This window comes from Pseudomonas sp. DWP2-2 (assembly GCF_049897065.1).
GTDB classification, from domain to species: domain Bacteria; phylum Pseudomonadota; class Gammaproteobacteria; order Pseudomonadales; family Pseudomonadaceae; genus Aquipseudomonas; species Aquipseudomonas paracarnis.
On sequence record NZ_JAFCVN010000004.1, the window covers coordinates 484,827 to 510,794 of the forward strand.

22 protein-coding genes are annotated in these 25,968 nt (G+C 61.1%); 6 read left to right on the top strand and 16 right to left on the bottom strand.

Annotated elements, in window-relative coordinates; translation table 11 throughout:
• Positions 1 to 35 precede the first annotated feature (35 nt).
• Positions 36 to 839: a diaminopimelate epimerase gene (gene dapF, locus ACP7CZ_RS12405; RefSeq protein ID WP_198862798.1), complete on the top strand. Its 804-nt coding sequence runs from the start codon at positions 36 to 38 to the stop codon at positions 837 to 839.
• On the opposite strand, the gene ACP7CZ_RS12410 is transcribed toward dapF, so the two are convergent.
• Together ACP7CZ_RS12410 and ACP7CZ_RS12415 are read right to left on the bottom strand one after the other, a co-directional pair.
• The gene (locus tag ACP7CZ_RS12410; protein WP_198791100.1) at positions 836 to 1,972 is read right to left on the bottom strand and encodes a PAS domain-containing sensor histidine kinase; all 1,137 of its coding nucleotides are present in this window, start codon (positions 1,970 to 1,972) and stop codon (positions 836 to 838) included. The two genes, dapF and ACP7CZ_RS12410, sit on opposite strands and share 4 nt — an antisense overlap.
• Positions 1,962 to 2,777, bottom strand: a complete 816-nt coding sequence (locus ACP7CZ_RS12415) for an alpha/beta fold hydrolase (RefSeq protein WP_054896561.1) — start codon at positions 2,775 to 2,777, stop codon at positions 1,962 to 1,964. Before ACP7CZ_RS12415 ends, ACP7CZ_RS12410 begins: the two co-directional genes overlap by 11 nt.
• Positions 2,778 to 2,908: 131 nt before the next feature.
• Here ACP7CZ_RS12415 and ACP7CZ_RS12420 point away from each other — a divergent pair, with 131 nt between their 5' ends.
• Complete coding sequence (locus ACP7CZ_RS12420; protein ID WP_197901111.1) at positions 2,909 to 4,102, top strand: TPM domain-containing protein; 1,194 nt, start codon at positions 2,909 to 2,911, stop codon at positions 4,100 to 4,102.
• A gap of 146 nt (positions 4,103 to 4,248) precedes the next feature.
• Here the strand turns inward: ACP7CZ_RS12420 and ACP7CZ_RS12425 are convergent, their stop codons facing one another.
• From ACP7CZ_RS12425 to ACP7CZ_RS12435, 3 genes are all read right to left on the bottom strand, one after another.
• Positions 4,249 to 4,815 (bottom strand): hypothetical protein, encoded by a 567-nt coding sequence (locus ACP7CZ_RS12425; protein ID WP_294143502.1) that lies wholly within the window; start codon positions 4,813 to 4,815, stop codon positions 4,249 to 4,251.
• Positions 4,816 to 5,120: 305 nt separating this feature from the next.
• On the bottom strand, positions 5,121 to 5,633 hold the full coding sequence (locus ACP7CZ_RS12430) for a GNAT family N-acetyltransferase (RefSeq protein ID WP_054896558.1): 513 nt from the start codon (positions 5,631 to 5,633) through the stop codon (positions 5,121 to 5,123).
• Between the two features lie 221 nt (positions 5,634 to 5,854).
• Positions 5,855 to 7,270, bottom strand: a complete 1,416-nt coding sequence (locus tag ACP7CZ_RS12435; protein ID WP_054896557.1) for a purine-cytosine permease family protein — start codon at positions 7,268 to 7,270, stop codon at positions 5,855 to 5,857.
• Positions 7,271 to 7,520: 250 nt separating this feature from the next.
• On the opposite strand from ACP7CZ_RS12435, the gene ACP7CZ_RS12440 reads away from it, so the two are divergent.
• Entirely contained in the window at positions 7,521 to 8,432 is a 912-nt protein-coding gene (locus ACP7CZ_RS12440) for a LysR family transcriptional regulator (protein ID WP_034125760.1), read from the top strand.
• 30 nt (positions 8,433 to 8,462) lie between these two features.
• Here the strand turns inward: ACP7CZ_RS12440 and tkt are convergent, their stop codons facing one another.
• On the bottom strand, positions 8,463 to 10,517 hold the full coding sequence (gene tkt, locus ACP7CZ_RS12445; RefSeq protein ID WP_294143501.1) for a transketolase: 2,055 nt from the start codon (positions 10,515 to 10,517) through the stop codon (positions 8,463 to 8,465).
• A gap of 175 nt (positions 10,518 to 10,692) precedes the next feature.
• Between tkt and ACP7CZ_RS12450 the strand changes: the two genes are divergently transcribed.
• Positions 10,693 to 10,917, top strand: a complete 225-nt coding sequence (locus tag ACP7CZ_RS12450; RefSeq protein WP_034125758.1) for a YdcH family protein — start codon at positions 10,693 to 10,695, stop codon at positions 10,915 to 10,917.
• A 797-nt stretch (positions 10,918 to 11,714) separates the two neighbouring features.
• Here the strand turns inward: ACP7CZ_RS12450 and hglS are convergent.
• The gene (gene hglS, locus ACP7CZ_RS12455; protein WP_181125019.1) at positions 11,715 to 13,091 is read right to left on the bottom strand and encodes a 2-oxoadipate dioxygenase/decarboxylase HglS; all 1,377 of its coding nucleotides are present in this window, start codon (positions 13,089 to 13,091) and stop codon (positions 11,715 to 11,717) included.
• A gap of 198 nt (positions 13,092 to 13,289) precedes the next feature.
• Here hglS and ACP7CZ_RS12460 point away from each other — a divergent pair, with 198 nt between their 5' ends.
• Complete coding sequence (locus ACP7CZ_RS12460; protein WP_198833993.1) at positions 13,290 to 15,926, top strand: MGH1-like glycoside hydrolase domain-containing protein; 2,637 nt, start codon at positions 13,290 to 13,292, stop codon at positions 15,924 to 15,926.
• A 182-nt stretch (positions 15,927 to 16,108) separates the two neighbouring features.
• On the opposite strand, the gene ACP7CZ_RS12465 is transcribed toward ACP7CZ_RS12460, so the two are convergent.
• The gene (locus ACP7CZ_RS12465) at positions 16,109 to 16,423 is read right to left on the bottom strand and encodes an SCP2 sterol-binding domain-containing protein (RefSeq protein WP_034125754.1); all 315 of its coding nucleotides are present in this window, start codon (positions 16,421 to 16,423) and stop codon (positions 16,109 to 16,111) included.
• Positions 16,424 to 16,479: 56 nt separating this feature from the next.
• Entirely contained in the window at positions 16,480 to 17,190 is a 711-nt protein-coding gene (locus tag ACP7CZ_RS12470; protein ID WP_034135852.1) for a histidine phosphatase family protein, read from the bottom strand.
• 194 nt (positions 17,191 to 17,384) lie between these two features.
• Here ACP7CZ_RS12470 and sohB point away from each other — a divergent pair, with 194 nt between their 5' ends.
• On the top strand, positions 17,385 to 18,410 hold the full coding sequence (gene sohB / locus ACP7CZ_RS12475) for a protease SohB (RefSeq protein WP_057977182.1): 1,026 nt from the start codon (positions 17,385 to 17,387) through the stop codon (positions 18,408 to 18,410).
• 148 nt (positions 18,411 to 18,558) lie between these two features.
• Here sohB and dhaL read toward each other — a convergent pair whose 3' ends face one another.
• The 7 genes from dhaL to ACP7CZ_RS12510 all read right to left on the bottom strand — a co-directional run bounded on the left by dhaL (position 18,559) and on the right by ACP7CZ_RS12510 (position 25,828).
• Positions 18,559 to 19,203: a dihydroxyacetone kinase subunit DhaL gene (dhaL, locus tag ACP7CZ_RS12480; RefSeq protein WP_057977185.1), complete on the bottom strand. Its 645-nt coding sequence runs from the start codon at positions 19,201 to 19,203 to the stop codon at positions 18,559 to 18,561.
• Between the two features lie 3 nt (positions 19,204 to 19,206).
• Positions 19,207 to 20,208: a dihydroxyacetone kinase subunit DhaK gene (locus tag ACP7CZ_RS12485; RefSeq protein WP_034125751.1), complete on the bottom strand. Its 1,002-nt coding sequence runs from the start codon at positions 20,206 to 20,208 to the stop codon at positions 19,207 to 19,209.
• A gap of 96 nt (positions 20,209 to 20,304) precedes the next feature.
• Positions 20,305 to 21,420 carry an erythritol/L-threitol dehydrogenase gene (locus ACP7CZ_RS12490; protein WP_019817618.1) on the bottom strand — a complete coding sequence of 372 codons (1,116 nt, stop codon included), beginning with the start codon at positions 21,418 to 21,420 and terminating at the stop codon, positions 20,305 to 20,307.
• A gap of 27 nt (positions 21,421 to 21,447) precedes the next feature.
• Positions 21,448 to 22,203, bottom strand: coding sequence for an SDR family oxidoreductase (locus ACP7CZ_RS12495; RefSeq protein WP_054918576.1), 756 nt, complete (start codon positions 22,201 to 22,203; stop codon positions 21,448 to 21,450).
• Positions 22,204 to 22,324: 121 nt separating this feature from the next.
• Positions 22,325 to 23,332 (bottom strand): substrate-binding domain-containing protein, encoded by a 1,008-nt coding sequence (locus tag ACP7CZ_RS12500; RefSeq protein WP_236453312.1) that lies wholly within the window; start codon positions 23,330 to 23,332, stop codon positions 22,325 to 22,327.
• A gap of 34 nt (positions 23,333 to 23,366) precedes the next feature.
• A complete protein-coding gene (locus ACP7CZ_RS12505; RefSeq protein ID WP_014718193.1) occupies positions 23,367 to 24,344 on the bottom strand; it encodes an ABC transporter permease in 978 nt (325 codons plus the stop codon).
• Positions 24,341 to 25,828 (bottom strand): sugar ABC transporter ATP-binding protein, encoded by a 1,488-nt coding sequence (locus ACP7CZ_RS12510; protein ID WP_426174372.1) that lies wholly within the window; start codon positions 25,826 to 25,828, stop codon positions 24,341 to 24,343. The genes ACP7CZ_RS12505 and ACP7CZ_RS12510 overlap by 4 nt, the downstream gene beginning before the upstream one ends.
• Positions 25,829 to 25,968: the final 140 nt, after the last annotated feature.

Below are 25,968 nucleotides of genomic sequence, written 5' to 3' on the forward strand. Positions count from 1 at the left end.
GAACCGCGTGATTCATTTCACCCACAGGAGCGCCCATGACCCTGCCGTTCGTGAAGATGCACGCCCACGGCGATGACTTCATTATCATCGACCGCCGTGGCGAGGATAACCCCATTAATGCGCAGATTGCCCGCCATCTGGGTAACCGCCGCACCGGCATCGGTTTCAATCAACTGGCGGTGGTGCTCGACTGTGAGCAGGCCGCCGCGCGCGTTCAGTTCTGGAACCCCGACGGAACACGCCTGCAAACCTGCGGCAGCGCGACTCGTGGCGTGGCCGATCGCCTGATGCATGAGGCAGGCGCCGAGACCATCGTGCTGCTTAGCGACCGCGGTTTACTGACATGCACACGTGCTGATGGGCAGCGGGTGTCGGTGGACATGGGCGCACCCTCGCTGGGCTGGGCGTCGGTACCCTTGGCCAAGGCGATGGACACCTGCGTGTTGCCTATCGACGGCCAGCCGGCAGCGTGCAGCATGGGCAACCCGCATTGCACGTTTTTTGTAGAGGATGTGACTGCGCTCGATATTGAGGCCATAGGCTCGACCCTGGAAGTTCACCCGCTGTTTCCGGCCAGGACCAATGTGCATTTCGTGCAAGTGCTGGACCGCGGCCATATCCGCCTGCGTATCTGGGAGCGTGGCGGCGGTGTGCCGCTGGGGTCCGGTTCATGCTGTTGCGGGGCGGTCGTCAACGGCATCCGGCGAGGGCTGCTCGATGAGCGTGTGGAAGTCCAGTGCGACGGTGGCGCGGTCACGGTGCAATGGGACGGGCAGGGCGGCGTGATATTGACCGGCCGTGTCGAGCCGATCATGCAGGGCACCGCGTACCTGGACTAGAACTTCACGGTAAACGTGGTGCCGGCACTCGCACAGGAACTCACCGCCACGTCGCCGCCATGTACTTTGGCCAGTTCGCGCACGATATACAGGCCCAGGCCTACGCTACGCACGTCGCTGCCTTGGTCGGTGCCGCGGGTCATGGGTTCGAACAACCCGGCCAGCAGGGTTTGCGGAATCGCCGGGCCGTGGTTGTGCACCGCAACCGCGCAGGTGTTGTCGCCCAGGCGTGAGGTGATGGTAATCGGCTGCAGCAAGTCGCCATAGGCCACGCTGTTGGCCACCAGGTTACCGATCATCTGTTGCACACGGTCGGCGTCCAGGCAGGCGTCGCCCTGGCCCTCGGCGTGATGCACCAGCGTGGCCTTGGGGAAGGCCACCCGCAGTTCGTCGACGCTGCGATGAATAACGCCATGCAGGTCCAGCGGTTGCGGCTTGATGGTAATGCCCTGGCCGACCCGGGCCTGGGTGAAGTCCAGCAGGTCGGCGATCATGCGATGGGCGCGTTCGGAAGACTGGCCGATGTGCCCCAGTAGCTGGCGCTCCTTGGCCGTGCGCTCGCCGCGCTGGAGAAAGTCGGCGGCCATGCGGATCGCCGTCAGAGGGTTTTTCAGGTCGTGGCTGACAATCGCCACCATCTGTTCGGCAAACAACGCCCGGCGCTGGGCAATGGCGTAGGCCTCGCTCAGCTCGGCCTGGGCCTGGTGCAGGGCCAGTTCCGTGGCGGTTTTTTCCTGCAGCAGGGCTTCGGCCTGCTTGCGCGCATTGAGCAGTTCGCGCTCGTACTTGTCACGGTCGGTGGTGCCGAACAGCGCCAGGTCATACACCACGCCGGCCGGCTGCTGGCGCTGGTTGGCATTGAGCAAGACCGTGACTTTGTGCCCGTTGCAATGGCGGATGTCGAGCTTCACCTCGGTGACGCTGCCGTGCATGCGCAGCATTGGCGCCAGGTGCGTCTGGTAGAAAATCCGCCCGCCCATGGCCAGCAGGTCCTGGAAACGCCGGCCCAGCAGTTGGGCCGCCGTGAAGCCCAGCCAATCGCACAAGCGTGGGTTGACGTGCAGGATCGTGCCATCTTCCTGGGTCACCGCCAGGGCACAGGCCGCGCTGTCAAACAGCGGGTCAACGGGCATCGGCAGCCGCCCAAGGGGCCAGGAACCGGTCCATCGCCGCGGCACACGCCTGGGGGGCGCTCATATGCGGGCAATGGCCGACATTCTCGACCAGGCAATAAGTGCTGTTAGGTAATACGGTGTGCAGGTATTCACCCACGGCCACGGGGGCGATCAGGTCGTCGGTCGATTGCAGGATCAGCACCGGGGTGGTCAGGCCGAACACATCCTGGCGGTTATCCGACAGGAAGGTCACGCGGGCGAACTGCTTGGCGATGTCCGGCTCGGTGCGACAGAAGCTGTCGGTGAGCACCTCGCTCAGGTGCGGCTGCGTCGGGGCGCCCATGATCACCGGGGCCATGGCGCTGGACCAGCCAAGGTAGTTGCTGTCGAGGGTGTCGAGCAGGTCGTCGATGTCATCGTGCTTGAAACCGCCGACATACTCCTCAGTATCGATATAGCGCGGCGATGGGCCAATCATCACATGCGCGGCAATGCGTTCCGGGATGAAACGATCAGCGAGAGTGCCGATCATCGAGCTCACCGAGTGGCCCACTAGAATCACCGGGCCTTGGGCGTAGGCGTCGATAATCTCGTTCAGGTCATGGGCATAGCCATCCAGGCGGCTGTATTTGGCTTTGTCGAACGCACTCAAGTCCGACAGGCCGGCGCCAACCAGGTCATACAGCACCACGCGAAAGCGGTCGAGAAAGTGCGGCGCCAGGGCATCCCACATGGCCTGGTTGCAACCAAAACCGTGGGAAAACACCAGGGTCGAGGGACCGTTGCCCATCACATGTACATTGTTGCGGTGACTTAGGTCCATGGGCGTCCCGTAGATGGCTTATTGCTATGCAGCTGATCGGCAGTTTAGATAGTCGCAGGCCCTGGGTCACGCGTTTGCACGCAGATAAGGTAAAGTCGGCGCCTTCAGGGAGAGACTTCAGGTAACCATACATGATCGTGCTTGTGCGGCAATCGGTGTTCAGCCTACTGGCCCTGGTATTTTCCAGCCTGTTGATCACCGCTCATGCGGACACCTCGCCGATTGGGGTAGCCCTTGATCAGCGGGTCATTGACCTGACAAACACCCTCGACTCGGGCACCGCCCAGCGCCTCAAGCAACAGCTGGCTGACCTTGAACAACGCAAAGGCGCGCAAGTGGCGGTATTGCTGGTGCCAACCACCGGCAGCGCCGATATCGAAGGCTACGCCAACCAGCTGTTTCGTGCCTGGAAACTGGGGCGCAAGGACGTCAACGACGGCATCCTGCTGGTGGTGGCCAAGGACGACCGCAAGGTACGTATCGAGGTGGGCTACGGCCTGGAAGGCATCGTCACCGACCTGCTGGCCCATCGTATTATTGAAGAACAGATCACCCCGGCGTTTCGCCAGGGCGATTTTGCCGGCGGTGTGCAACAGGGGGTGGACGCCCTGACCGTGCTGGTGGACGGCGGTGACCTGCCGCAACTGGCGGGAGCCGGGATCAACCCCCAATTCATGGCATTGTTGGCGGCGCTTATCCTGGGCGGCTTGGGCGGCGTGGCGATTGCAGCCGGCAAGCTGCATTGGCGCAAGGCGTTGATCGCCGCCGTGGCGGCCACGCTGTTGTTGACGCTGCTGGCGGGCGGTTTGGAGTGGCCGATGTTCCTGTTTGTCATGCCGCTGACGCTGTTGATAGGCGGCGCGATATTCGGCGCGCTGTGGCAGGTGCGTACGCTGTTTTACTGTGTGATCGGGCTGCTGGCTTACAGCCTCGGGTTGGTTATGGCAAACCATTACGTGGATGTCAGTTTCATCCATTGGCTGCTGTGGCCATTGGGCGTCTTGGTGGTGCTGGGGTTGTACCTGGTACTGCTGCTGATCATGAGAGAGGCATGGCGCACCAGCCGCGCCGGTTTTATTGTGCGGTTGCTGGCGGCGGTAGTGGTGTACGTGGTGGCAGGATGGGTGATTGACGACGGCCGCGACGGCTGGCTGCTGGCGTTTCCTATCGCATCGTTTGTCGCGCTGATTATCTTTGGCAAGGTTGGCGAGGGGGCTGGATCTGGCTCGGGCGGTGGCTCCGGTTCAAGTTCCAGCAGTTCTAGCAGCAGCTCGTCCGGTGGTGGTGGTTCCAGTGGCGGTGGTGGGGCTTCCGGCAGTTGGTGACTCGCTGGCGGATGCCCACGCTTTCGCACCCCACCCATGGCAAGCGCGTGTTTGGCAATACCATGGAGAGGCGCAACGGCTTGGATAGCAAACAGTCGTTTGCACTGTTACGCCTTGACCCAACCGCCCTTGCCGTCGGATTTGATTTAGGAATCTATGGGGGCGCGATTGGCGACGCTCGGAGCGTCGTCGATGACCTTTTGGTCCGCAGGCAGGTAACCGTTATCAAACCGATGGGGAAGAGGGGGGATCTGCGCGTCGTCGATGACCTTTTTGTCCGACGGCAGGCAGAGGTGATCAAACCGACGGGGAAGAGGGTGGATCTGCGCGTCGTCGATGACCTTTTTGTCCGAAGGCAGGAAGATCTGATCAAACCGATGGGGAAGAGGGTGGAACTGCGCGTCGTCGATGACCTTTTTGTCCGAAGGCACGAAGTGGTGATCAAACCGATGGGGAAGAGGATGGACCTGAGCGACGTGGATGGCTTTTTTGTCCGAAGGCAGGAAGAGGCGATCAAACCGATTGCGATTGGCGTAGGCCCGATATTCGTCGCCGACGCTCTTCCAGCCGCACTTGCCGTCGGACACTTCTGCATCATCGCCAACCCTGTTTTCTTCCAAGGGGTTGTACCTGGGTTTATCGTTATCGATCTTGCTTGCGTAAACAGGTTGAGAGGTCGGGATGGATGGGGTGAAGCCACTGATTGAAGACACGATTGCACCTCTGTGATAGCCAGGAAGATGCCCCGCCGGGGCAGGGTCCTGGCGGGGTGTTTCGCAGGCTACAGCGTCCGGAACCTTCACTCAATGTGGCCTGTTTCGCGTGAATGTAAGCGTGTGAAACCCCTGTGTGGTTAGCTCATGCAGCGGGAGAAGTTGCTGTAGGCACAATCTGAGATAACGCTTTGCAGCGTCAGGCTTGACGTCAGACAGCACAGACAAATCCAGGATTTTTACCTGTTGAAAAGCATTCGTTCCCTGCACGGCTTTTCGGCAGTTTCATGCCTTGCAACACACAATCACAACTGCGACGGTGTGGCTTTCAACGCCATCACCATTTCATGCCACGCCATCCCACCGTGATCCGACGGCGAAGGGCGCACGTAGGTATAGCCCATGCGGGTGTACAACGGCACATGCTGTTGCTTGCACATTAGATGAATCGTCTGCTTGCCCAGTGTTCCCATGCGCTGCACGAACGCGGTCATCAGTTTTTTTGCATAGCCTTTGCCTTGATGGGCCGGGTCGACCACTACCGACATGATCACCACATTCGGCGCCTCGACGTCATGGCCCACCAACTCCTTGAAAGCCTCGTCCGACATTACCACCTCATGGGCACAGCCCGAGTTGATGAACCCCACCACTGCGCCATCTTCCTCCAGTATCAGAAATCCCTCGGGATACTGCGCGATGCGCGTGGCGATTTTTTCAAGCGTTGCGGCTTCGTCGCCTTCGTAAGCGGTGGTTTCAATGTGAAAGCAGCGTGCGGCGTCGGTGGGCAGGGCGTTGCGCAGGGTGAGAGTGGGCATGGGCGGTTCCAGGGATGTTCAGTGAAAGGCCACATCATAGAGAAACATCGGGCCTATGGCACCGCACAGCCATTCATCACCCCTTGTAGGAGCGAGCTTGCTCGCGAAAAACGTCAACGATAACGCGCGCCTCCTGGATGAACGCGGCGCCTGCGAGTTTTCGCGAGCAAGCGCGCTCCTACACGTTGTAAGGGTAGGGCAGGCGCGACCGAGAGTCTGTATCAAACCCCTCCCACCAACTTGCCACTGTCCATCCGGCGCTTATACGCACTGTCCCGACTCGCCAACCAGAAGTACAACGGCGAGGTCACCGCCAGCCCCACCACCCACGACAAGTCCGCGCCGTTGATGTGCTGCGAAATCGGCCCGACGTACAGCGGCGTGTTCATGAACGGAATCTGCACCGCGATCCCCACCGCATAGGCCAGCAGCGCTTGCGGGTTGTACTTGCCGTAGATGCCGCCATCTACACGGAAGATCGAGGCGATGTCGTATTGGCCTTTATGAATGGCGTAGAAGTCGATCAGGTTGATCGCCGTCCAGGGCACCAGCACCACGAGCAGCACCAGCACCATGTCGACGAAGTGGCCGATGAAGTCTTGGGAGGCAAACACCGCCGCAATCGAACAGGCGGCCAGCACGATGATGGAGATCACCGCACGGCTTTTCGCGGTCGGGATCCAGCGGTAGGCGAAGGTCTGTACCAGGGTGATGATCGACAGCACCGCGCCGTACAGGTTGAGGGCGTTGTGGCTGATCACGCTGAGCAGGAACAGCACCAGCATCAACGGGCCGATGGCGCCGGTGGCGAGTTTGACGGCGTCCATGGTGTCCATGCCTACCGGCGTGGCGAGCACTGCCACGGCGCCGAAGATGAACGCCAGGCTCGACCCTAGCGCCGAGCCCAAGTAGGTGGTCCAGAAGGTGGCGGCTACCGGCACGTCGGCTGGCAGGTAGCGGGAATAGTCCGACACGTAGGGCGCAAAAGCGATCTGCCACAGCGCGGCCAGGGAAACGGTGGCCAGCCAGCCGGATATATTGAAGCTGCCACGGGTGAGGAAATCCGTGGTCTGTACATGGGTGAAGATGTAGCCAAAGCCCAGCACGATGCCGGCGCCCAGCACCCAGGTGCCGATGCGATTGAGTACGTGGATGAAGCGATAGCCGATGATGCCGATGATCCCGGAACCAATGGCGCCGATAACGATGCCCACTGGTACAGGTACGACGTCCACCACGCCGTGCAGGGATTTACCGGCCAGCACAATGTTGGAGGCGAAGAAGCCGATGTACATCACCCCGGCAATCACCACCACCAGCAACGCGCCGAGGGAGCCGAACTGAGCACGGCTCTGGATCATCTGCGGGATGCCCATCTGCGGGCCCTGGGCTGAGTGCAATGCCATCAACACACCGCCGACCAAATGGCCGACAAGAATGGCGACAATGCCCCACACCAGGTTGAGGTGGAACAGTTGCACACCCAGTGCGCCAGTGACGATAGGCAACGGCGCGATGTTGCCGCCGAACCACAGGGTGAACAGGTCTCTTACCTTTCCATGGCGATCTTCCGGAGGCACGTATCCAATCGTGTGTTTTTCGATGAGCGGGGCGGAGGATGTTGCAGTGGTAACCATGACGAGCTCCAAGGCAAGGTGAGTACGTGGACGTACTTCGCTATGCGCTGCACGGGCGGCGCTTTGTTGTTGGAGTGATCATCTGTAATGGGCGCAGGCAGGTAAATTAGTAAGTTTGTTGCTATAGACCTTAAAAAAAATATCTCACGTGGTTTTATGCTCCGGTATGTTGCATGGGCTTCAATGGCTTGAAAAACCGGTGTATCTGCGCACCTGTTTGGGGCGAAAACCCACGTTTATGGAGGTGCCGATGGCTGCCTACAACCTGCGCCAGCTCAGATATTTTGTGACCACGGCCGAATGCGGCAGCGTCGCCGAGGCGTCGCGCAAGCTGTATATCGCCCAGCCGTCGGTGTCCACGGCGATCAAACAGCTGGAAGACAGCTTTGGCGTGCAGCTGTTTATCCGCCACCACGCCCAGGGCGTTTCCCTTACGCCCAGTGGCGCGCGCTTTTATCGCAAGGCGTTGGAGCTGTTGCGGGTGGCCCATGAGTTCGAGCAGAACGCCCTGGCGGATAATGACGTGGTGGCCGGGCAGATCGACATCGGCTGCTTTGAAACCGTGGCGCCGTTGTACCTGCCACGCTTGATCGCCGGCTTCAAGGCACGCTGGCCAGGGGTGGAGATCCGCATCCGCGATGGCGAGCAGCAGGAATTGGTGCAGGCGCTGACCGCAGGCAGTATCGACGTGGCGATGTTGTTTGAGCACGACCTGGGTGGCACCATCGAGACCACGCCGCTGATGCCGCCCCAACAGCCCTATGCGTTGCTGCCGGCCGATCACCGCTTCGCCCAGCAGGCCAGGGTGTCCTTGGCCGACCTGGTGCTGGAGCCAATGATTTTGCTGGACGTGTTGCCCAGCCGTACCTACTTCGTGAGCATCTTCGAAGAGCGCGGGCTGACCCCGAATATCGTATTCAGCTCGCCCTCCATCGAGATGGTGCGGGGCATGGTGGGGCGCGGGTTCGGGTTCTCGATCCTGGTGACCAAACCCTTCAGCGAGTACACCTATGATGGGCAGAAGGTGGTGTGCATTCCCTTGGCGGAAACGGTCACGGGGTCCGGGTTGTCGGCGGTGTGGTTGCGCCGTGCACCGCTGACCAAGCCGGTGCAGTTGTTTGTCGACTACTGCCGTGAAGAACTTGCGCGGTTACTGGCGTGACTGCGAACCAGCCCCGCGCGCTTATGCGGGTCAGTGCTCGGCCAACTGGACCTGTTGCTTGGCCAGCTTCACCACATTGTCCAGGGTAAACCCGAATTTCTCCTGCAACTTTGCCAGCGGTGCCGAGGCGCCAAAGCTGTTCATCACCACCTTGGCGCCGGTCTGCCCGACATAGCGGTCCCAGCCCAAGGGGCCGGCCTGTTCCACCACTACGCGAGCTTTCACTGCGGGCGGCAGCACACTGTCGCGATAGGCTTGATCCTGCTCTTCAAACAGCTCCCAACTGGGCATCGATACCACGCTGGCGGCAATGCCTTCACCTTTGAGCTGCTCATACGCGGCGACCGCCAGGCTGACTTCGCTGCCTGTTCCTATCAGGATGACCTCAGGCTCTTGCGCACTGGCCAGCACGTAGGCACCTTTGGCCGCGCCGCAGGCCGCCGCGTACTGGGTGCGATCCAGAGTGGGCAGCGGCTGGCGTGACAGCACGACACAGCTGGGCCGATGAGTCTGGGCCAAGGCGACTTTCCACAATTCCAGCGTTTCATTGGCATCGCCCGGGCGCAAGGTCAACAGCCCCGGCGTGGCCCGCAGTTGGGTGAGGTGTTCGATAGGCTGATGTGTCGGTCCATCCTCGCCGACGCCGATGGAGTCATGGGTAAACACGAAGATCACGGGTAATTCCATGATCGCCGCCAGGCGGATCGGCGGTTTCATGTAATCGCTGAATACCAGGAAGGTCGAGGTATACGGGCGCAGGTAGGACAGCGCCATGCCGTTGGCGATTGCGCCCATGGCGTGTTCGCGGATACCGAAGTGCAGGTTGCGCCCGCTGTAATCATCCGCGCTGAAACGCCCGGCGTCGTCGAAGGTGAGGTTGGTCTTGGTCGAGGGCGACAAATCCGCCGAGCCGCCCAGCAGCCAGGGGATCTGTTGGGCGAAGGCATTCAACACTTCGCCGCCTGAGGCACGGCTGGCGACGCCTTTGGCATCGGCGGCAAAGTCTGGCAGGTGCGCTTGCCATTGCTCGGGCATTTCCCCGGCGCGCATGCGTTGCAGTTCATCGGCCCGTTGCGGCTCGAGGGAGGCCAGGGTCTGGTTCCATTCGGCGTACAACGGCTCGGCACGTTCGTAAAGGGCATCGCGCAACACTGTGCGAGCCTCTTGCGGCACCAGGAAGCTCGAATCCTGCGGCCAGCCATAGGCGGCCTTGGTCAGGCGAATTTCATCGTCCCCCAACGGCTCCCCATGGGCAGCAGCGGTATTGTGTTTGTGCGGTGAGCCGTAGCCGATCACGCTGTCCACCACGATCAAGGTGGGCGCGCCGGTGTTGGCCTTGAAGGTTTCCAGCGCCACGCTCAAGGCCTGCAAGTCATTGGCGTCGGTGACATGCACGGTGTGCCAGCCATACGCCTGGAAGCGTTGGATCACGTCTTCACTGAACGCCAGCTCAGTGTGGCCCTCGATGCTGATGGTGTTGTTGTCATAGATCCAGCACAGGTTATCGAGCTTCAAGTGCCCGGCCAGGGACGCGGCTTCGCTGCTGATGCCTTCCATCATGTCGCCGTCACCGCACAGGGTGTAGACGTCGTAGTCAAACAGCACCTGGCCGTCGCGGTTGAAGCGCTGAGCCAGCCAACGCTCAGCCATGGCCATGCCCACGCTGTTGGCGCAGCCCTGGCCCAACGGGCCCGTGGTGGTTTCTACGCCTGTGGTCATGCGGTACTCGGGGTGGCCAGGGGTCTTGGAGCCCATCTGCCGGAACTGCTTGATATCCTCGAGGCTGACGGCCGGTTGGCCGGAACGCTGGCCGTGGGCGTCGATCTCTACCACGCCGGCCAGGTGCAATAGCGAATACAGCAACATCGAGGCATGCCCCACCGACAACACAAAACGGTCACGGTTGGGCCAGTCGGGGTGTTCGGGGTGATAACGCAGGAAGCGACTCCACAGTGTGTACCCCACGGGCGCCAGGCCCATGGGCGTGCCAGGGTGACCCGAATTGGCCTTCTGCACGGCATCCATGGCCAAGGTGCGTAGGGTATTGATGCATTGGGTGTCGGCAGCAGTGGCAACGTGATTCATAAAACCGTTCTCCCTGGGGTGGCGATCTATAGTGGAGGGCAGGGCGGGGCAAAGGTTTGATCCCATCGCGTGCGCCGCGACGAACGGGTCGTTCTTGACTTCAAACATGACAAGGCTTGTTGGAATGGGCTAGCTTCAAGGGCGTAGACCATCGATCAATCTGTGGAGGTACGCCATGCCAGTGAAACACGACCTGTATCAGGACTTGGGATTGAGCAAGGAAGACGTTCACAAGCGCAGGGCGCAAGACAACCGGTTGGACTCACTGCTCACTCAATACGACGACGCCGACGCCAAGGTGCTAAAAGCGGAAAAAGCCAGTGCCAGCGATGAAGAGGTGGAGAACCTGAAGAAGAAGCGGCTGTCGATCAAAGACGAAATTGCGCAGCGGCTGGGTTAAGCAAACCCGTAACCTGTGGCGAGGGAGCTTGCTCCCGTTCGGCTGCGCAGCCGCCGCCGATGGGGGCGCTTCGCACCCCAGCGGGAGCAAGCTCCCTCGCCACACACACACACGGAATGTGCACATTTGTTCAGAATTGTCTGGAGGACAAGTGCCGCTTCTCTCCTTATGATGCGCCCCGTCCACTCGGCTCTGGGGCTTGTTGCGGCGCAAGGATTGCGTTGTTTGAGCCGGGTGGGCATCCTCAGAATTCATGCAACACAGGGCCGAATCGGTCGGCTGCAAATGCTGTCTGTGGGAGCTGGCTTGCCTGCGATGGCGGCCTCCCAGCCGACGCCTATCTACCTGACACACCGCGATCCAACTGTGGGAGCGGGCTTGCTCGCGAAGGCGGCCTGACAGGCGACGCAGGTATACCGGGTGTATATCCATTCCTGCGGTAACGGCCACTTAGGGTTCCGCTTTTACAGCGGCTCACTTTTGAAAAGCCGGAATGCCGGCCCAGACAAAAGTAAGCAAAACGCTCTTGCCCCACCACTCGGCACCTCGCTTAGGCTCGGTGTGCCCGTAATCCGCCAGTGATTTGGGGGGCCGCCGCCACGCGCCATCCATGGCGCGGGGCGGCTAAACCGGCATCCCTGCCGGTTTACCCCCCAAATCCCTGTCGAATTCCGGCCAGCGTGGTTTGACGGGGCGCTTAAGATCAAGATCAAAAGCAGATCAAGATCAAGAGCGGCTCGCTTCGCATCGTGGTTACCATCAACGCCGTGACGCTTGGCGTTCGGTCTTGCATCCAGTCATTTCAACAGCGTTTCAACGCATATATCCATGGAACGCTGCTGCGTCTGCTCATACAACTGCAACTCATCAATCGTGCTGCGCCCCAGCGCCTGTTCGAAGGCATCTCGGTTGGAGTTGCCCGCGTAGTGACTCTGCGCCCCATCCCCCAGGTTTGACTGGAAGATCCCCGCCGCACTGACCGGCAAAAAGTCCTCATACACCAACGGCTCCACCGCCACATGACCGGCACCGACCAGCGCCTCCAATGTGCGCGGCTGATCGGCCTGGGCGCGTGCCGTCAGGCCTTTATCGGTGACGAAGTAGCGAAAATACGCCAAGCCCTGCTCGCGCATCTGCGGGTAGTTATCGGGGAAGGCGTGGAAGTGCTGTTCCATCAATTGCACATAGCGCTCGGCGTTGGCTTCATTGGGGAATGTGCCGAGTTCGTCGCGGGCGGCGTTCAGCAGTTGGTCGTACAGGGCGCGGCCTTTAGGGGTAAGTGCGACGCCGCGCTGTTCGATTTCGCCGAAGCGTGCGCTGTGGCTGCCGTGGGCATCGGTGAAGGCGATGGGTTCGTCCAGGGCCTTGAAGCTGGTCTGGCGCAGCAGGATCGGGCATTGGCGCCGAGGTGGGCCTTCGATCACGGCTTTGGGAGTGATGCCTTTGCCGGGCATCGCCGCCTGCACCTGGTCGATGTCCAGGGTGCGTGGCGTCAGGTGGTTGATGTGCGGGCCTTTGAACGCGACGACGTCGGCGATCAGTCGGTGCTGGTCGCTCAGTTGCTGATATTGGGCGCCGGTGACCGTGGCAGTGTGGTGCCAGCGGAACGTCTCCAGGGCCTGGCGGATAAAGGCCTCGGCATCGCTGGCATTCAAGCCGCCTTGGGTCTCTGCCTGGTCGATCAATGCCAAGGCCTCGCCGGTGAAGATCGAGCGCTTGGCCAGGGCGCTTTCGGCGAAGGCGCGCAGGTCGGGGTTTTCGATCAGTTCCAGGCGCAGCAACGAAGTGAACACGCGAAACGGGCTGGTTTGCAGCGCGTGTTCATGCACGGCGCGAAAGGCGGTGGAGTGAACAGGTACGCCAGCGGGGGTGAGGTCGTAGTACCCCACCGGTTGCATGCCCATCACCGCAAACAAACGGCTGATAGTCGCCAGTTCCGCAGCGGTGCCCAGGCGGATGGCGCCGTGGCGTTCCATGCCCAGGCGCTGGATTTCGCCGGTACGTTGCAGCTGGTGCGCCAGGCCCGGTTCGCTGTCGAGCACATGTGCATTGGTCTCGGCCACCAACTCCAGCAACGCCCCATATAACGGAACTTCATCTCGATACATGTCGGACATGGCCTTGGAAAAGCCCTTGCGGATCTCGTCAGGGCTGACATGTGCAGTGGCGTGCATAGAAAAATTCCTGATGGCTGGAGCGATGAAAGTGGCCTTTGCCTGATTTTGTTGAGCCGCCGGCTGCCTTGCAAACGAAGATTCTTCTGGACTTCATTCTGCAAATGAATGAGTTGACCCTGCGTCCAAGTCTTCATGTGCAAGCGGGCGTCATTGGGCTCTACACTGCGCTCCACCGTGTAGGTGAAGGAGGACCCAATGACGGCCAAACCCGCAACCAACCTGCTGGACACCCTCGAAGGCCAGCGCCTGGCAACGCCAGGCGCCGAGCAGTGGCGCGACTGGGGCCCGTACCTGAGTGAACGCCAATGGGGCACGGTGCGCGAAGACTACAGCGCCGACGGTGACGCCTGGGCCTACTTCCCTCATGAGCATGCACGCAGCCGCGCCTATCGATGGGGCGAGGACGGGTTGGCCGGTTTCAGTGACAAGGCTCAACGCTGGTGCCTGGGCCTGGCGCTGTGGAACGAGCGTGACGCAATCCTCAAGGAACGTCTGTTCGGCCTCGACAACGCCGAAGGCAACCACGGTGAAGACGTCAAGGAACTGTACTTTTTCGTCGATGGCGTGCCGAGCCATGCCTACATGCGCATGCTCTACAAATATCCCCATGCGGCCTTTCCCTACGCTGACCTGATCGCCGAAAACGCCCGTCGTGGGCTGGCGGATGCCGAGTATGAAATCCTTGATACCGGTGTGTTCGCAGACAACCACTACTGCGACGTCAGTGTCGAATACGCCAAGCATCAGCCCGACGATATTTTCATGCGCGTCACCGTGCATAACCGTTCGGACCAACCCACACGCCTGCAGGTGCTGCCCCAGCTCTGGGCGCGCAATGACTGGAGCTGGACCTTCGATGCACCCAAGCCCAGCTTGAGGTTGGACGGCGAGCGGGTTCTGGCGCGTCATCATGAACTCGATGATCGCCACCTCAGTGCCTGGGGCCAGGACGGGTTGCAGTGGCTGTTCTGCGAAAACCAAACCAATCGGCCCAAACTGGACGGGCAACCGGCGCCGGGGCCATTCAAGGATGGCATTAATGATTACGTGGTGGGCGGGGTTGAGTCGGCCGTTCGCCGGGACGCCGGCACCAAGGTGGCCGCGCATTTCACCCTTGAACTGGCGGGCCAGGAAAGCAAAACCCTTTACCTGCGTTTGGCGCCTTTGGACGCGCCCGATGTCAATGCGCGCAAGCTATTCGAACAGCGCCGCCAGGAGGCCGATGACTTCTACGCGGTCTTGCAACAGGGCCTTGCCGATGACGATGCGCGCAATGTGCAACGCCAGGCCCTGGCCGGCCTGCTGTGGTCCAAGCAGCTGTACTATTTCGACGTGAACCAGTGGCTTGACGGCGACCCGGCCCAGCCCGCGCCACCGCCCGAGCGTCTGCTTATCCGCAATACCCATTGGCGGCACCTGAGCAACTTCGACATCTTGTCCATGCCCGACACTTGGGAATACCCCTGGTATGCCTCCTGGGATCAAGGCTTCCAGGCGGTGGCCATCGCGCTGATCGACCCCGGTTACGCCAAGCAACAGCTGTTGCTGCTGGTAAAGGACCGCTTCATGCACCCCAACGGCCAATTGCCGGCCTACGAATGGCGCTTTGACGACGCCAACCCGCCCGTGCACGCCTGGGCCAGCTGGCGCGTATATCAGCAGGACAAGGCGTTGACCGGCGTGGGCGACATGGATTTCCTGGAGCGGATCTTTCACAAACTGCTGCTGAATTTCTCCTGGTGGGTCAACCGCAAGGACGCCGAGGGCCGCAACCTGTTCCAGGGCGGTTTTCTGGGCCTGGACAATATCGCCTTGTTCGACCGCTCGGCCCCGTTGCCGCCGGGTTACCAGTTGGACCAGGCCGATGGCACCGCCTGGGTGGCGGCCTATGCCCTGGACCTGATGCGCATCGGCCTGGAGTTGGCCAAGCGCAATGTGGTGTACGTGGACATTGCCGTGAAGTTTTTCGAGCATTTCCTCTACATCGCCGGCGCTATCAACCGCGTCGATGACAGCGCCGAAGGCTTGTGGGATGAGCAGGACCAGTTTTTCTACGACGTACTGCACCGTCCTGATGGCCAGAGCGAACCGGTGCGCCTGCGCTCCATCGTCGGGTTAATGCCGCTGTTCGCGGTGCTGGTGCTGGAACAGCGCGAGCACGAGGGCCTGGAAGGCTTGCGCGAGCGCCTGCTGGGCTTTATGCATCATCGGCCGGACCTGGCCAGGTTGGTTTCGCGCTGGACCGAACCGGGGCAGGGCAACCGCCTGTTGCTGGCGCTGCTGCGCGGTGAACGCACCAAGGATTTGCTGCGACGCATGCTGGATGACCAGGAGTTCTTGTCGGCCTTTGGCGTGCGCGCCCTGTCCAAGGCGTTCGCCGAGCAGCCCCTGGCGTTGAAGATGAATGGCGACACCTTGTGCGCCAGTTACCAACCCGGTGAATCCGACTCACGCTTGTACGGCGGCAACTCCAATTGGCGCGGGCCGCTGTGGATGCCGGTCAATTACATGCTGATTGAATCGTTGCGCGAATTTCATCGCTATTACGCGGAGCATTTTTCCGTGGAGTACCCGACGGGCAGTGGGTATCTGGCGTCACTCGAGGAAGTGGCTGACAGCCTCAGCGAGCGGCTGACGCGGCTGTTTCTCAAAGATGAAAACGGTGTGCGGCCGTCGATGGCGGGGTATGCGCAGTTGCAGGAAGACCCGGCCAGTCGTGACCTGGTGTTGTTCCATGAGTATTTTCATGGTGAGACAGGGCGAGGGTTGGGGGCTTCACACCAGACCGGGTGGAGCGCGTTGGTGGCGTTGTTGCTACAGCCAAAAACCTGAGCAGTCCTACGGATTTGCTTTTCTGTGGGAGCTGGCTTGCCTGCGATACAGGCACCGCGGTGATGGAGTAGATGCCATCGCAGGCAAGCCAGCTCCCACAGGGGATCTTCATTCACCGCGAGAATGCAGGCAAAAAAATCCCGCCTGGGGAGGCGGGATCAGGATTCAGGGTTACCCGTGAATCAGGAAGGGAACAGCTCGCTCAGCTTCATCGCCAGCATCATGTCGCCTTCGGTGCGCAGCTTGCCGCCCATGAACGCTTGCATTCCGTCGGTGGAGCCGTCGACGATGCCTTCCAGGGTCTCGCTGTCCATCACCAGGGTGACCTGCGCGTCAGGGTTTTCGCCTTCTTTGAGCTCGCAGGTCTTGTCCTTGACCACCAGCGAGAAATTCTTGCTGTCGTCGATACGGAAACCGAACACCAGGTCCAAGCCTTCGGCAGCGCTTGGGTTGAATTTGGCTTTCATTGCTTCTACTGCTTTAGCTACGTCAGTCATGGTTTCGATCCTTAAGGGTAGAGTCCAGTGACCTTGGGGTCACGGTTGGCCGCAGTTCATCGGAAAGTGATGAGCTGCGGCGCCTTCAACAGTTGCAAGTGGGCGTGACTGTTGAAGGAAGCCAGTGCCACCTCGCGACCACGGAACTTCAATTGGTTGAGCGAGGTGTTAACAATTTGCCAGTTCATTTCGAAGGCCTGGGCGGCAGGCATTCGGGTAATCAGGTGGAGCAGGGCGGTGATGGTGCCGCCGGAGGTGAATACGGCGATTTTGTCGGTGTGGTTGGCGGCTTCAAGGATCCGCTGCAAACCACCCTGGACCCGCTCGACAAACCCCAGCCAGCTTTCCAGCCCGGGCGGATCATAGGTGCCGGCCAGCCAGCGTTCGATGATCAGGGCGAAAATGCGTTGGAACTCGCTGCGGTTCTGCGGGCCATTGCGCAGGATGTGCACGGCATCCGGCTCACTGCTGAGCAGGTCGGGTAACAGGCCGCGAATGATTGCCTCGCCGTCGAACTCGTTGAACGCGCTGTCTGTTTCCAATGCCGGAACCGGCAAGCCCAGGGCGCTGTACTGGTCGAACGTGGCGCTGGCAGTGTGCTGCTGGCGACGCAGGTCGCCGGCGATGCAGCGGTCAAACGCAATGCCCAGGTCTGCCAGGTGGCGACCGAGCACTTGCGCTTGTTCCACGCCAATGGGCGAGAGGACGTCATAGTCGTCTGCACCGAAGGAAGCCTGGCCATGTCGAATCAGATAAATGCTGCCCACGTCCGTTTTCCCGGTACGTTGAAAGTCTGGCGAGGTTATGAGGATGCCTGCGAGCTGTCAATGAAAAAACATACGCTTGTTTTAAAAGCGCGTTGGAGCCCGCCTGCTGGCGGTTTGATCACTGGCTCCTTCGCAGTGGCGTCGGTATGCTGGGGCCATCCGCGCCTGGCGCAGTGCATTTTTTAAGGAGACATATGGATTTTTTGGCCGAATACGCGAGCTTTCTGGCGAAGACCGTCACCCTGGTGGTCGCTATTCTGGTGGTACTGATCAGCTTTGCAGCACTGCGCAGCAAAGGTCGTCGTAAATCCGCCGGCCAATTGCAGGTCAGCAAGCTGAATGATTTCTACAAGGGCTTGCGTGAGCGCCTGGAGTCCAGCCTGCTCGACAAGGACCAGCTCAAGGCCCTGCGCAAGTCCGAAAGCAAAGCTGAAAAGAAGAAAGACAAGAAGAAGCCCGAGCCCAAGCCACGGGTATTCGTGCTGGATTTCGACGGTGACATCAAGGCCTCGGCCACCGAAAGCCTGCGCCATGAAATCACCGCACTGCTGAGCCTGGCCACGCCCAAGGATGAAGTGGTGCTACGCCTGGAAAGCGGCGGCGGCATGGTGCACAGCTATGGCCTGGCCTCCTCGCAACTGGCGCGTATCCGCCAGGCCGGCGTGCCGTTGACCGTGTGCATCGACAAAGTCGCGGCCAGCGGTGGCTACATGATGGCGTGCATCGGCGAGAAGATCATCAGCGCTCCCTTCGCCATTCTCGGTTCCATTGGCGTGGTGGCGCAGTTGCCCAACGTCAATCGCCTGCTTAAAAAGCACGACATCGACTTTGAAGTGCTGACCGCCGGTGAATACAAGCGCACGCTCACAGTGTTCGGCGAAAACACCGAGAAGGGCCGGGAGAAGTTCCAGGAAGACCTGGACATCACGCATCAGCTGTTCAAGAACTTCGTCGCGCGTTACCGCCCGCAGTTGGCGATTGACGAGGTGGCCACTGGCGAAGTGTGGTTGGGGGTTGCCGCTCTCGACAAACAACTGGTTGATGAGCTGCAAACCAGCGATGAATACCTGGCTACCAAGGCCAAGACCGCCGAAGTGTTCCACCTGCACTATGCCGAGCGTAAGAGCCTGCAGGAGCGCGTGGGCCTGGCGGCCAGCGGCTCGGTGGACCGAGTGCTGTTGACCTGGTGGAGTCGCTTGACCCAGCAGCGGTTCTGGTAACCCAGTACTGAAAACCAGGTAATCCCTTGTCGATCGTTCCCACGCTCCGCGTGGGAATGCCACCAGTGACGCTCTGCGTCACCCTGGCGTAGGTGGGACGCGGAGCGTCCAAGGCTGCATTCCCACGCGGAGCGTGGGAACGATCATGTCAGGTCAAACGGGGTTTAATCGAGTCCGCCAACTGCGTAAGGATCAGGCAGCACGATACGGCCCCGGCATCCAGAACGCCGAGGGAACGCTCACCCAAACGACTCGCTCGGCCAATCTTGGCCACCAGGTCCTTGGTCGAATCCCGCCCCTGAGAAGCAGCGCTTTTCATCGCGTCGAGTGCATCGCTGAAAGAACGCGCCGCTGCATGCGCCCGTTCAAAGGCTTCCACCGCCGGGATCAACGTGTCCATCAAGCACTTGTCGCCCACGCCCGCTTCGGTGATGTCCTGCAACGAGGTCAAGCCGCCGCGCAGCAGGTGGGCGAAGGTGGCGGCGTCGATGTCTTCACTGCCGCGCACTTCGTCGGCCATGCCGATAAACAGGCTGCCATACAAGGGTCCCATGGAGCCGCCGATGCCTTCCATCAGGCTCAGGGTCAGTTCATCCAGGGCTTCGGCCAGGGTCAGTTGGCGGCCTTCGATCGTGCGGCCGCAATGGGCAAAGCCCTTGGCCATGTTGATGCCATGGTCGCCATCGCCTATAGCGCCGTCGACTTCGCTGAGGTACTCCCGGTTTGCCACGATCACGCTGACCAGGTCGGCGACAATGGCGCTACCGTCATGGGTGGAAAAATGCTGGCTCATGGTTCACTCCGCCTGGGTCATGCCGATGGAGCGGCAGGGTTGGTCGATCAGGGTTTTCAGCTCGGCGTCGAGGCCGAGCAGGGTCAAGGTCACGCCCATCATCTCCAGGGACGTGAAGTAGTTGCCCACGTAGCAACGGTGAATCTTCAAACCTTTGGCCTTGAGCTGTTTTTCCACCTCTGCGTAGAAAATATACAACTCCATCACCGGGGTGGCGCCCAGGCCTGAGACCAGCACCACCACGCTGTCGTCCTGGCTGAAATCGCGGTCGGCGAGGATCGGCGCCAGCATGCGCTCGGCCATGGCGGCGGCCGGTTCAATCGGGATGACTTCGATGCCCGGTTCGCCATGATGGCCGATACCCAGCTCCATCTGGCCGTCGGGAATCTGGAAGTTCGGCTTGCCCACGGCAGCGATCGTGCAGGGCGTAAGGCCGATACCAATCGAGCGGCAGTGGTCGACGGTTTTCTGCGCCACCCGAATCACGCCGTCCAGGTCGTAATGCTGGGCAGCGGCGGCACCGCCGATCTTCCACATGAAGATCTCCCCGGCCACGCCGCGACGCTTGGCAATATCGGCCTTGGGCGCGGAGGCCACGTCGTCGTTGGCGACCACGGTGCGGATGCGCATGTCTTTGCTGGCGGCCATTTTCATTGCCAGCTTCACGTTCATGTTGTCGCCCGCGTAGTTGCCATACAGGCAGGCTACGCCTGCGCCATGGTCGGCGGCGCGGAAGGCGTCGAAAAAGCTTTTGGCGGTGGGCGAGGAAAAAATCTCGCCGACGGCCACCGCATCCACCAGGCCCGGGCCAACATAGCCGAGGAACGCCGGTTCATGCCCGGAGCCGCCGCCGGTGACAATGCCGACGCGGCCCTGGGCGGACGGTCTGGCCCTGACAATGACCCGTGGGTTGCTTTCGTACTGGCGCAGTTCGGGGTGCGCGACCAGGATGCCGCGCAGCATGTCTTCGACCACTTGGTCGGGATCGTTGATGACTCGATTCATAACGCGGGTTCCTGTGTTCTTGTTCTAAGGGGCGACACCCTTCCATTGTGGGAGCAGGCAAGCCAGCTCCCACAGGGTTTTGTGTTGTTACTGAGATCAGGGTTCGAGCACAACCTTCAGCGATTTATCGCCGCGTTCCATCACTGCAAAGGCTTCCTTGAAGTCCGCCAGCGCAAACTTGTGGGTCACCACGTCGCGCATATCGATCTTGCGGTTGCCGATAAAGTCGATGGCCCTGGGGTACATATACGGCCCCAGGTGCGAGCCGAGAATATCCAGCTCCTTGCGGTCACCGATGATCGACCAATCCACCGTGGCCTCGTCATTGAACACGCTGAATTCCACAAAGCGTCCCAGCTTGCGCAGCATCGCCAGGCCTTGGTTCACCGCCTTGTGATGCCCGGTCGCCTCGATATAAATGTCGCAGCCGTAGCCATCGGTGATTTCGCGGATCTTCGCCAACACATCCACCTCGGCCGGGTTCCACACTTCATCGGCGCCCAGGCGCAGCGCGAGGGCGGCGCGTTCGGGTTTCATGTCCAGCACGATGAGTTTTTTCGGGTTGCGCAACCGCACCGCGCCGATGATGCCCAGGCCCAGGGTGCCGGCGCCGGCGACCACCACGATATCGTCATGGTCGACGTTGGCGCGTTCCGCCGCGTGTAGCGAGCAGGCCAGGGGTTCGATCAGGATCGCTTCATCGGGGGCGATGGATTCCGGCACTTTGTGGATGATGCCTTCCTTGGTGAAGATCATGTATTGCGCCATGGCGCCCTGCACATTGTTCTGGAAGCCATACAGGTCGTGCTTCTGGCACATCCAGTACTGGCCGTGGTTGCAGAAGCGGCAGCCCCAGCATGGCACGATCTGCTCGGAGATCACGCGGTCGCCCACGGCCACGCCGCGTTTCTCGGCGCCTGGGCCAAGGGCGACTACGCGGCACACGAACTCATGCCCGGGGATCATCGGCGGCTTCACGTAGCGCGGTTGCTCGGCATCGCCCCAGAACGACGGAGCGCCGCGATAGGTCTTGATATCGCCCATGCAAATGCCGCACAGCTCGACTTTGGTCAGGATCTCGTCGGGGCCGGGCGTGGGCACGTCGACGGTTTCCAGGCGGTAATCTTCCGGGCCGTGGCAGACCACAGCCTGCATGGTTTTCGGGATGCTCGGGGCGAGTTGTTCAGGTGTGCGTTCGGTGACGGTGGACATGACAAAACCTCACGACATAACGATGAATTACTGAATGCTGTAGCCGCCGTCGATCACCATGTTGGCACCGGTGATCATCTGTGCGGCGTCGCTGAGCAGGTACAGCGCCAGCCCGGCGATTTCTTCCGGCTGGGCAAAGCGACCTGCTGGAATCTGCAATTTGGCCCGCTCACCCACCTCGCCCGCCCAGGCTTTTTTGCCCAGGGCGGTTTCGACGATGGTCGGAGAGATGGCGTTGACGTTGATCTGCGGCGCCCACTCCATGGCCAATACCTTGGTCATGCCGACGATGGCGGCCTTGCTGGCGCAGTAGGCGACGTGACGGTCCAGGCCAATCACGGCGGCCTGGGACGCCAGGTTGACGATGCGCCCGCCGCCCTGGGCGATCATGTGCCTGGCGCAGGCCTGAGCCATGAAAAAACTGGCCTTGAGGTTGATGTCCAGGGTGGTGTCCCAGGCGCTTTCGCTGACCTCGATGGCCTTGTCCAGCAGCACCACGCCTGCACTGTTGATCAGGTAATCCAGGCGCTGGAAATGCGCGAACACCTTGTCGACGGTCGGTTGTATCTGGTCGATCCTCCCGAGGTCGACGGCAATGCCAAGGTGCCCGGCACCCAGGCTGGCGGCCGCCTCGACCACGGCCGGGTCGCGGTCCAGCAGCGCCACCCTTGCGCCGCGTTCCGCCAGCAAGGTGGCGCAGGCCAGGCCGATGCCGGCGGCGCCACCGGTGATCACCGCGCAACGGCCGCTGAGGTCGAAGGCTTGGTTCCAGAAACCAGACATGAATGACTCCTCGTTCTCACGCTCTGCGTGGGAATGCCGCGTGGAACGCTCTGCGTTCCGATGTTAAGTGACGCGGAGCGTCACGGGATGCGTTCCCACGCGGAGCGTGGGAACGATCAAACTACTTACCGCCGCTGACTTGCTTGTACAGCGCGTCCGCATTGGCATTGGTCACCGGCACCCAGGGCAGGATGTAGTTCTTGGCCGTGCCGTCACCCCATTTCACGTCTTTGGCATAGCGCTCCCAGATCACCGATTGTGGCTTGTAGTCCTTGCCGGCCAGGGCGCGCAACGCTACGTCCAGCGCGCCTTGGGACTGGGCCTGGGCATCCTGGAGGAAGGTGGTGACTTCGTCCTTTTTCGCCGCCTGGATCGCATCCGGCATGCCGTCGATAGAGGTCACGGGCACATTCTTGGAGGTGAGGCCATGGGACTTCAACGCCTGCACGGCGCCCAGGGCCATGTCGTCATTCTGGGCGATCACGCCATTGATGCCCTTGGGGTGGGCGTTGAGCCAGTCTTCGGTGAGCGTCATGGCCTGGGCGCGGTCCCAGTTGGCGGTTTTCTTTTCGATGATCTTGATGTCCGGGTGTTTGCCCAGCACTTCCAGCTCGCCTTTTTCCCGGTCGATCTGCGCCGACTGGCCAATCGGGCCCTGGATGATCACCACGTTGCCTTTGCCATTGAGCTTGTCGACCATGGCCTGGGCCTGCAGGCGGCCGCCTTCCACGTCGTCGTTACCCACATACGGCACGCTGGCATCGGCTACTTTCGTATTGGAGGCGATGACCACCACGTCGTTGCTCATGGCGGCCTTGACGGTACCGACGCCGGCCTTGGTATCAATCGGTACGAACAGAATCGCGTCGTAGCGTTGGGTCACCATGTTTTCGATCTGGTTGTTCTGGGTCAGGGCGTCGTAGTTGCCGTCGAACACGGTCAACTGCACGGTGCCATCCTTGACGGCCGGATGTTCCTTGAGCTCGCGGACCCAGTTCTGCATGAACTGACCCTTGAGGCCATAGACGGCTGCGCCGATCTTGTAGGTCTTGCCGTCGGCGGCCAGGGCGATACTGCTGGCGAGCAGGGAGAGGGCCGCCGCAGCGGCCAGGGTGGTACCCAGTTTCATAAGTAGAACTCCAGTTATTGTTATGGGTCGTTCTTCAGCGTTTCTTCTTGCGCCACACGTCGATCAGTACTGCAAACACGATGATCAGGCCCTTGGCGACCTGCTGGTAATAGGAGGACACGCCGAGCAGGTTCAGGCCGTTGTTGATCACGCCGATCAACAGTGCCCCGAACAAGGTGCCGACAATGCTGCCGGTACCGCCGGACAAACTGGTGCCACCGATCACCACTGCGGCAATCGCGTCCAGCTCGTAGGAAACCCCGGCCTGGGGCAGGGCAGAGGTGGTGCGTGCCGACAGCACCACGCCGGCCAACCCGGCGAGCAGGCCCGAGACCACGTAGACCGAGAACATCACCTTGCGCACGCCAATGCCCGATGTGCGCGCGCTTTTTTCATTGCCGCCCACCGCGTACACATAACGGCCGTAGGTGGTGTAGCGCAGCACCATCCAGAAAATAAGCGCGACCACGGCGAAGATGATGATCGGCACGCCCACCGGGCCGACCTTGCCGATGCCCAGGGCCAGGTAGGCGTCGGGCAGGTCGGTGATCGGGCTGCCGTCGTTGAGAATAAAGGTCATGCCCCGGGCGATGCTGAGCATGCCGAGGGTGGCCACGAACGGCGGGATCGACAGGTTGGCGATCATGAAACCATTGACCACCCCGAGCATCGCGCCGGCAAACATCCCCGCGCTGACCGCCGCCAACAGGCCATAACCCTGGGTGGCGACCATGGCGCTGCACAACCCGGCGAACGCCAGGATCGACCCCACCGACAGGTCGATGCCCTTGGTCAGGATCACATAGGTCATGCCCACGGCGAGAATGCCGTTGATGGAGGTCTGGCGCAGGATGTCCATCCAGTTGCGCCAGGTCATGAAGTATTCGCTGGAAAACGCCATCACCACGCACAGCAGGATAAACACCAGCGGCAGGCCGAAGCGGTCGAGGGACAGGCGCAGGCGGTTGCGCGGCGCGGCAGTAACGGGAGCAACGATGGTTTTGGCATTCATGAGGCAAGACTCAACAAGGCTTCCTGGGAAAGGGCGGTGTCGGTGCTGATAGTGACCAGCCGGCCGCCTTTGAAGACGGCGATGCGGTCGCTCAAGTGCAGCAGTTCCGGTGCTTCCGACGACACCACAATGGCTGCGCCACCGGCGCGCACGAACTGGTCGAGCAGGTGGTAGATCTCCTGTTTGGCGCCTTCGTCGATGCCGCGGGTGGGTTCATCGCAGAGCAGGCATACCGGCTCGGTGGACAGGCATTTGGCGAGCACCACCTTTTGCTGGTTGCCGCCGCTCATTGATGCCACCGGCAGCTCCAGGGAGCTGGTCTTGATCTGCAAGCGCTTGACCATCTCCTCGGCCAGTTGCGCTTCTTTACGTGCGTTGATCAGCGACCAACTCGACAAGCGCTTATAGGCCGACAGTGCAATGTTCGACAGGATGCTGCCGGTCAGCACCAGGCCGCTGTCCTTGCGGTCTTCGGTAACCAGCGACATGCCGGCGTCGATGGTCGCCTTGGGCTGCCCGATGGGCATGGGCTTGCCTCGCAAGGTAACGCTGCCGGAATCCGCCACGGTCAGGCCGTAGATGCAATTGAGGAATTCACTGCGCCCGGAGCCCATCAACCCATAAATGCCGAGGATCTCGCCACGGCGCAGTTGCAGGCTGATGTCGTGGAACTCACCGTTGCGGCTCAGGTTGTCGACTTGCAGGCAGGTGCTGGCCGCACATTCGCGGCCCGCCTTGTGGTCGATGCGCGTCAGTTCCTGGCCGACAATGCCGCGCACCAGGTGGTCGCGGTCGATATCGGCCATGCGCCCGCTTTCGACAAAGGCGCCATCACGGAAGATGCTGTAGTCATCGGCGATCTGCGCCAGTTCGCTCAGTCGATGGGACACGTACACGATGCCGGCACCGCGCGCGGTAAGGCGGCGAATCGCCTTGAACAGGGTTTCGGCCTCGCGCTCGCCGATGGCCGAGGTGGGCTCGTCCATGATCATCACCTGGCAGTCATGGCTGAACGCCTTGGCGATTTCCACCAATTGCATCTGCGCCACGCTCAAGCGGTGCATGGGGCTGGTGGCGTCGACGTCGAACTCCAGGCTTTCGAGCAGTTCGCGGGTGCGGCGGTTGAGGGCCTTGCTGTCGACGATGCAACCGGCGCGGCGCGGTTCGCGGCCCAGCCAGATGTTTTCGGCGACGGTCATGTAGGGGATGGGTTCGAGCTCCTGGGTGATCATTGCGATCCCCGCGGCCAGGGCTTCACTCGGGCGATTGAACTGCACCGGTGCGCCGTTGAGCACAATGCTGCCGGCGTCACGCTGGGTGATGCCCATCAGGATGCTCAGGAAGGTTGACTTGCCGGCACCGTTGCCGCCGCACAGGGCGTGGACGCTGCCGGCGCGCAGAGAAAGGCGCCCGTCGCGCAGGGCTGGTACCCCGGCGTAAGCCTTGGCGACGTGTTCAGCCTGGAGCAGTAATGGCGTGGTCATCGGCGTGTCCTCGTGCTGTGAATTCTTATTAGGTCGCACAGTCATGTTTCGCTGTGATCATATGTGTATCAAATGAAATTCTGATCAGTCAATCTCTTTCACTTAAAAGGTGTGATTCTCATCTTTGACGCGTTTATTGC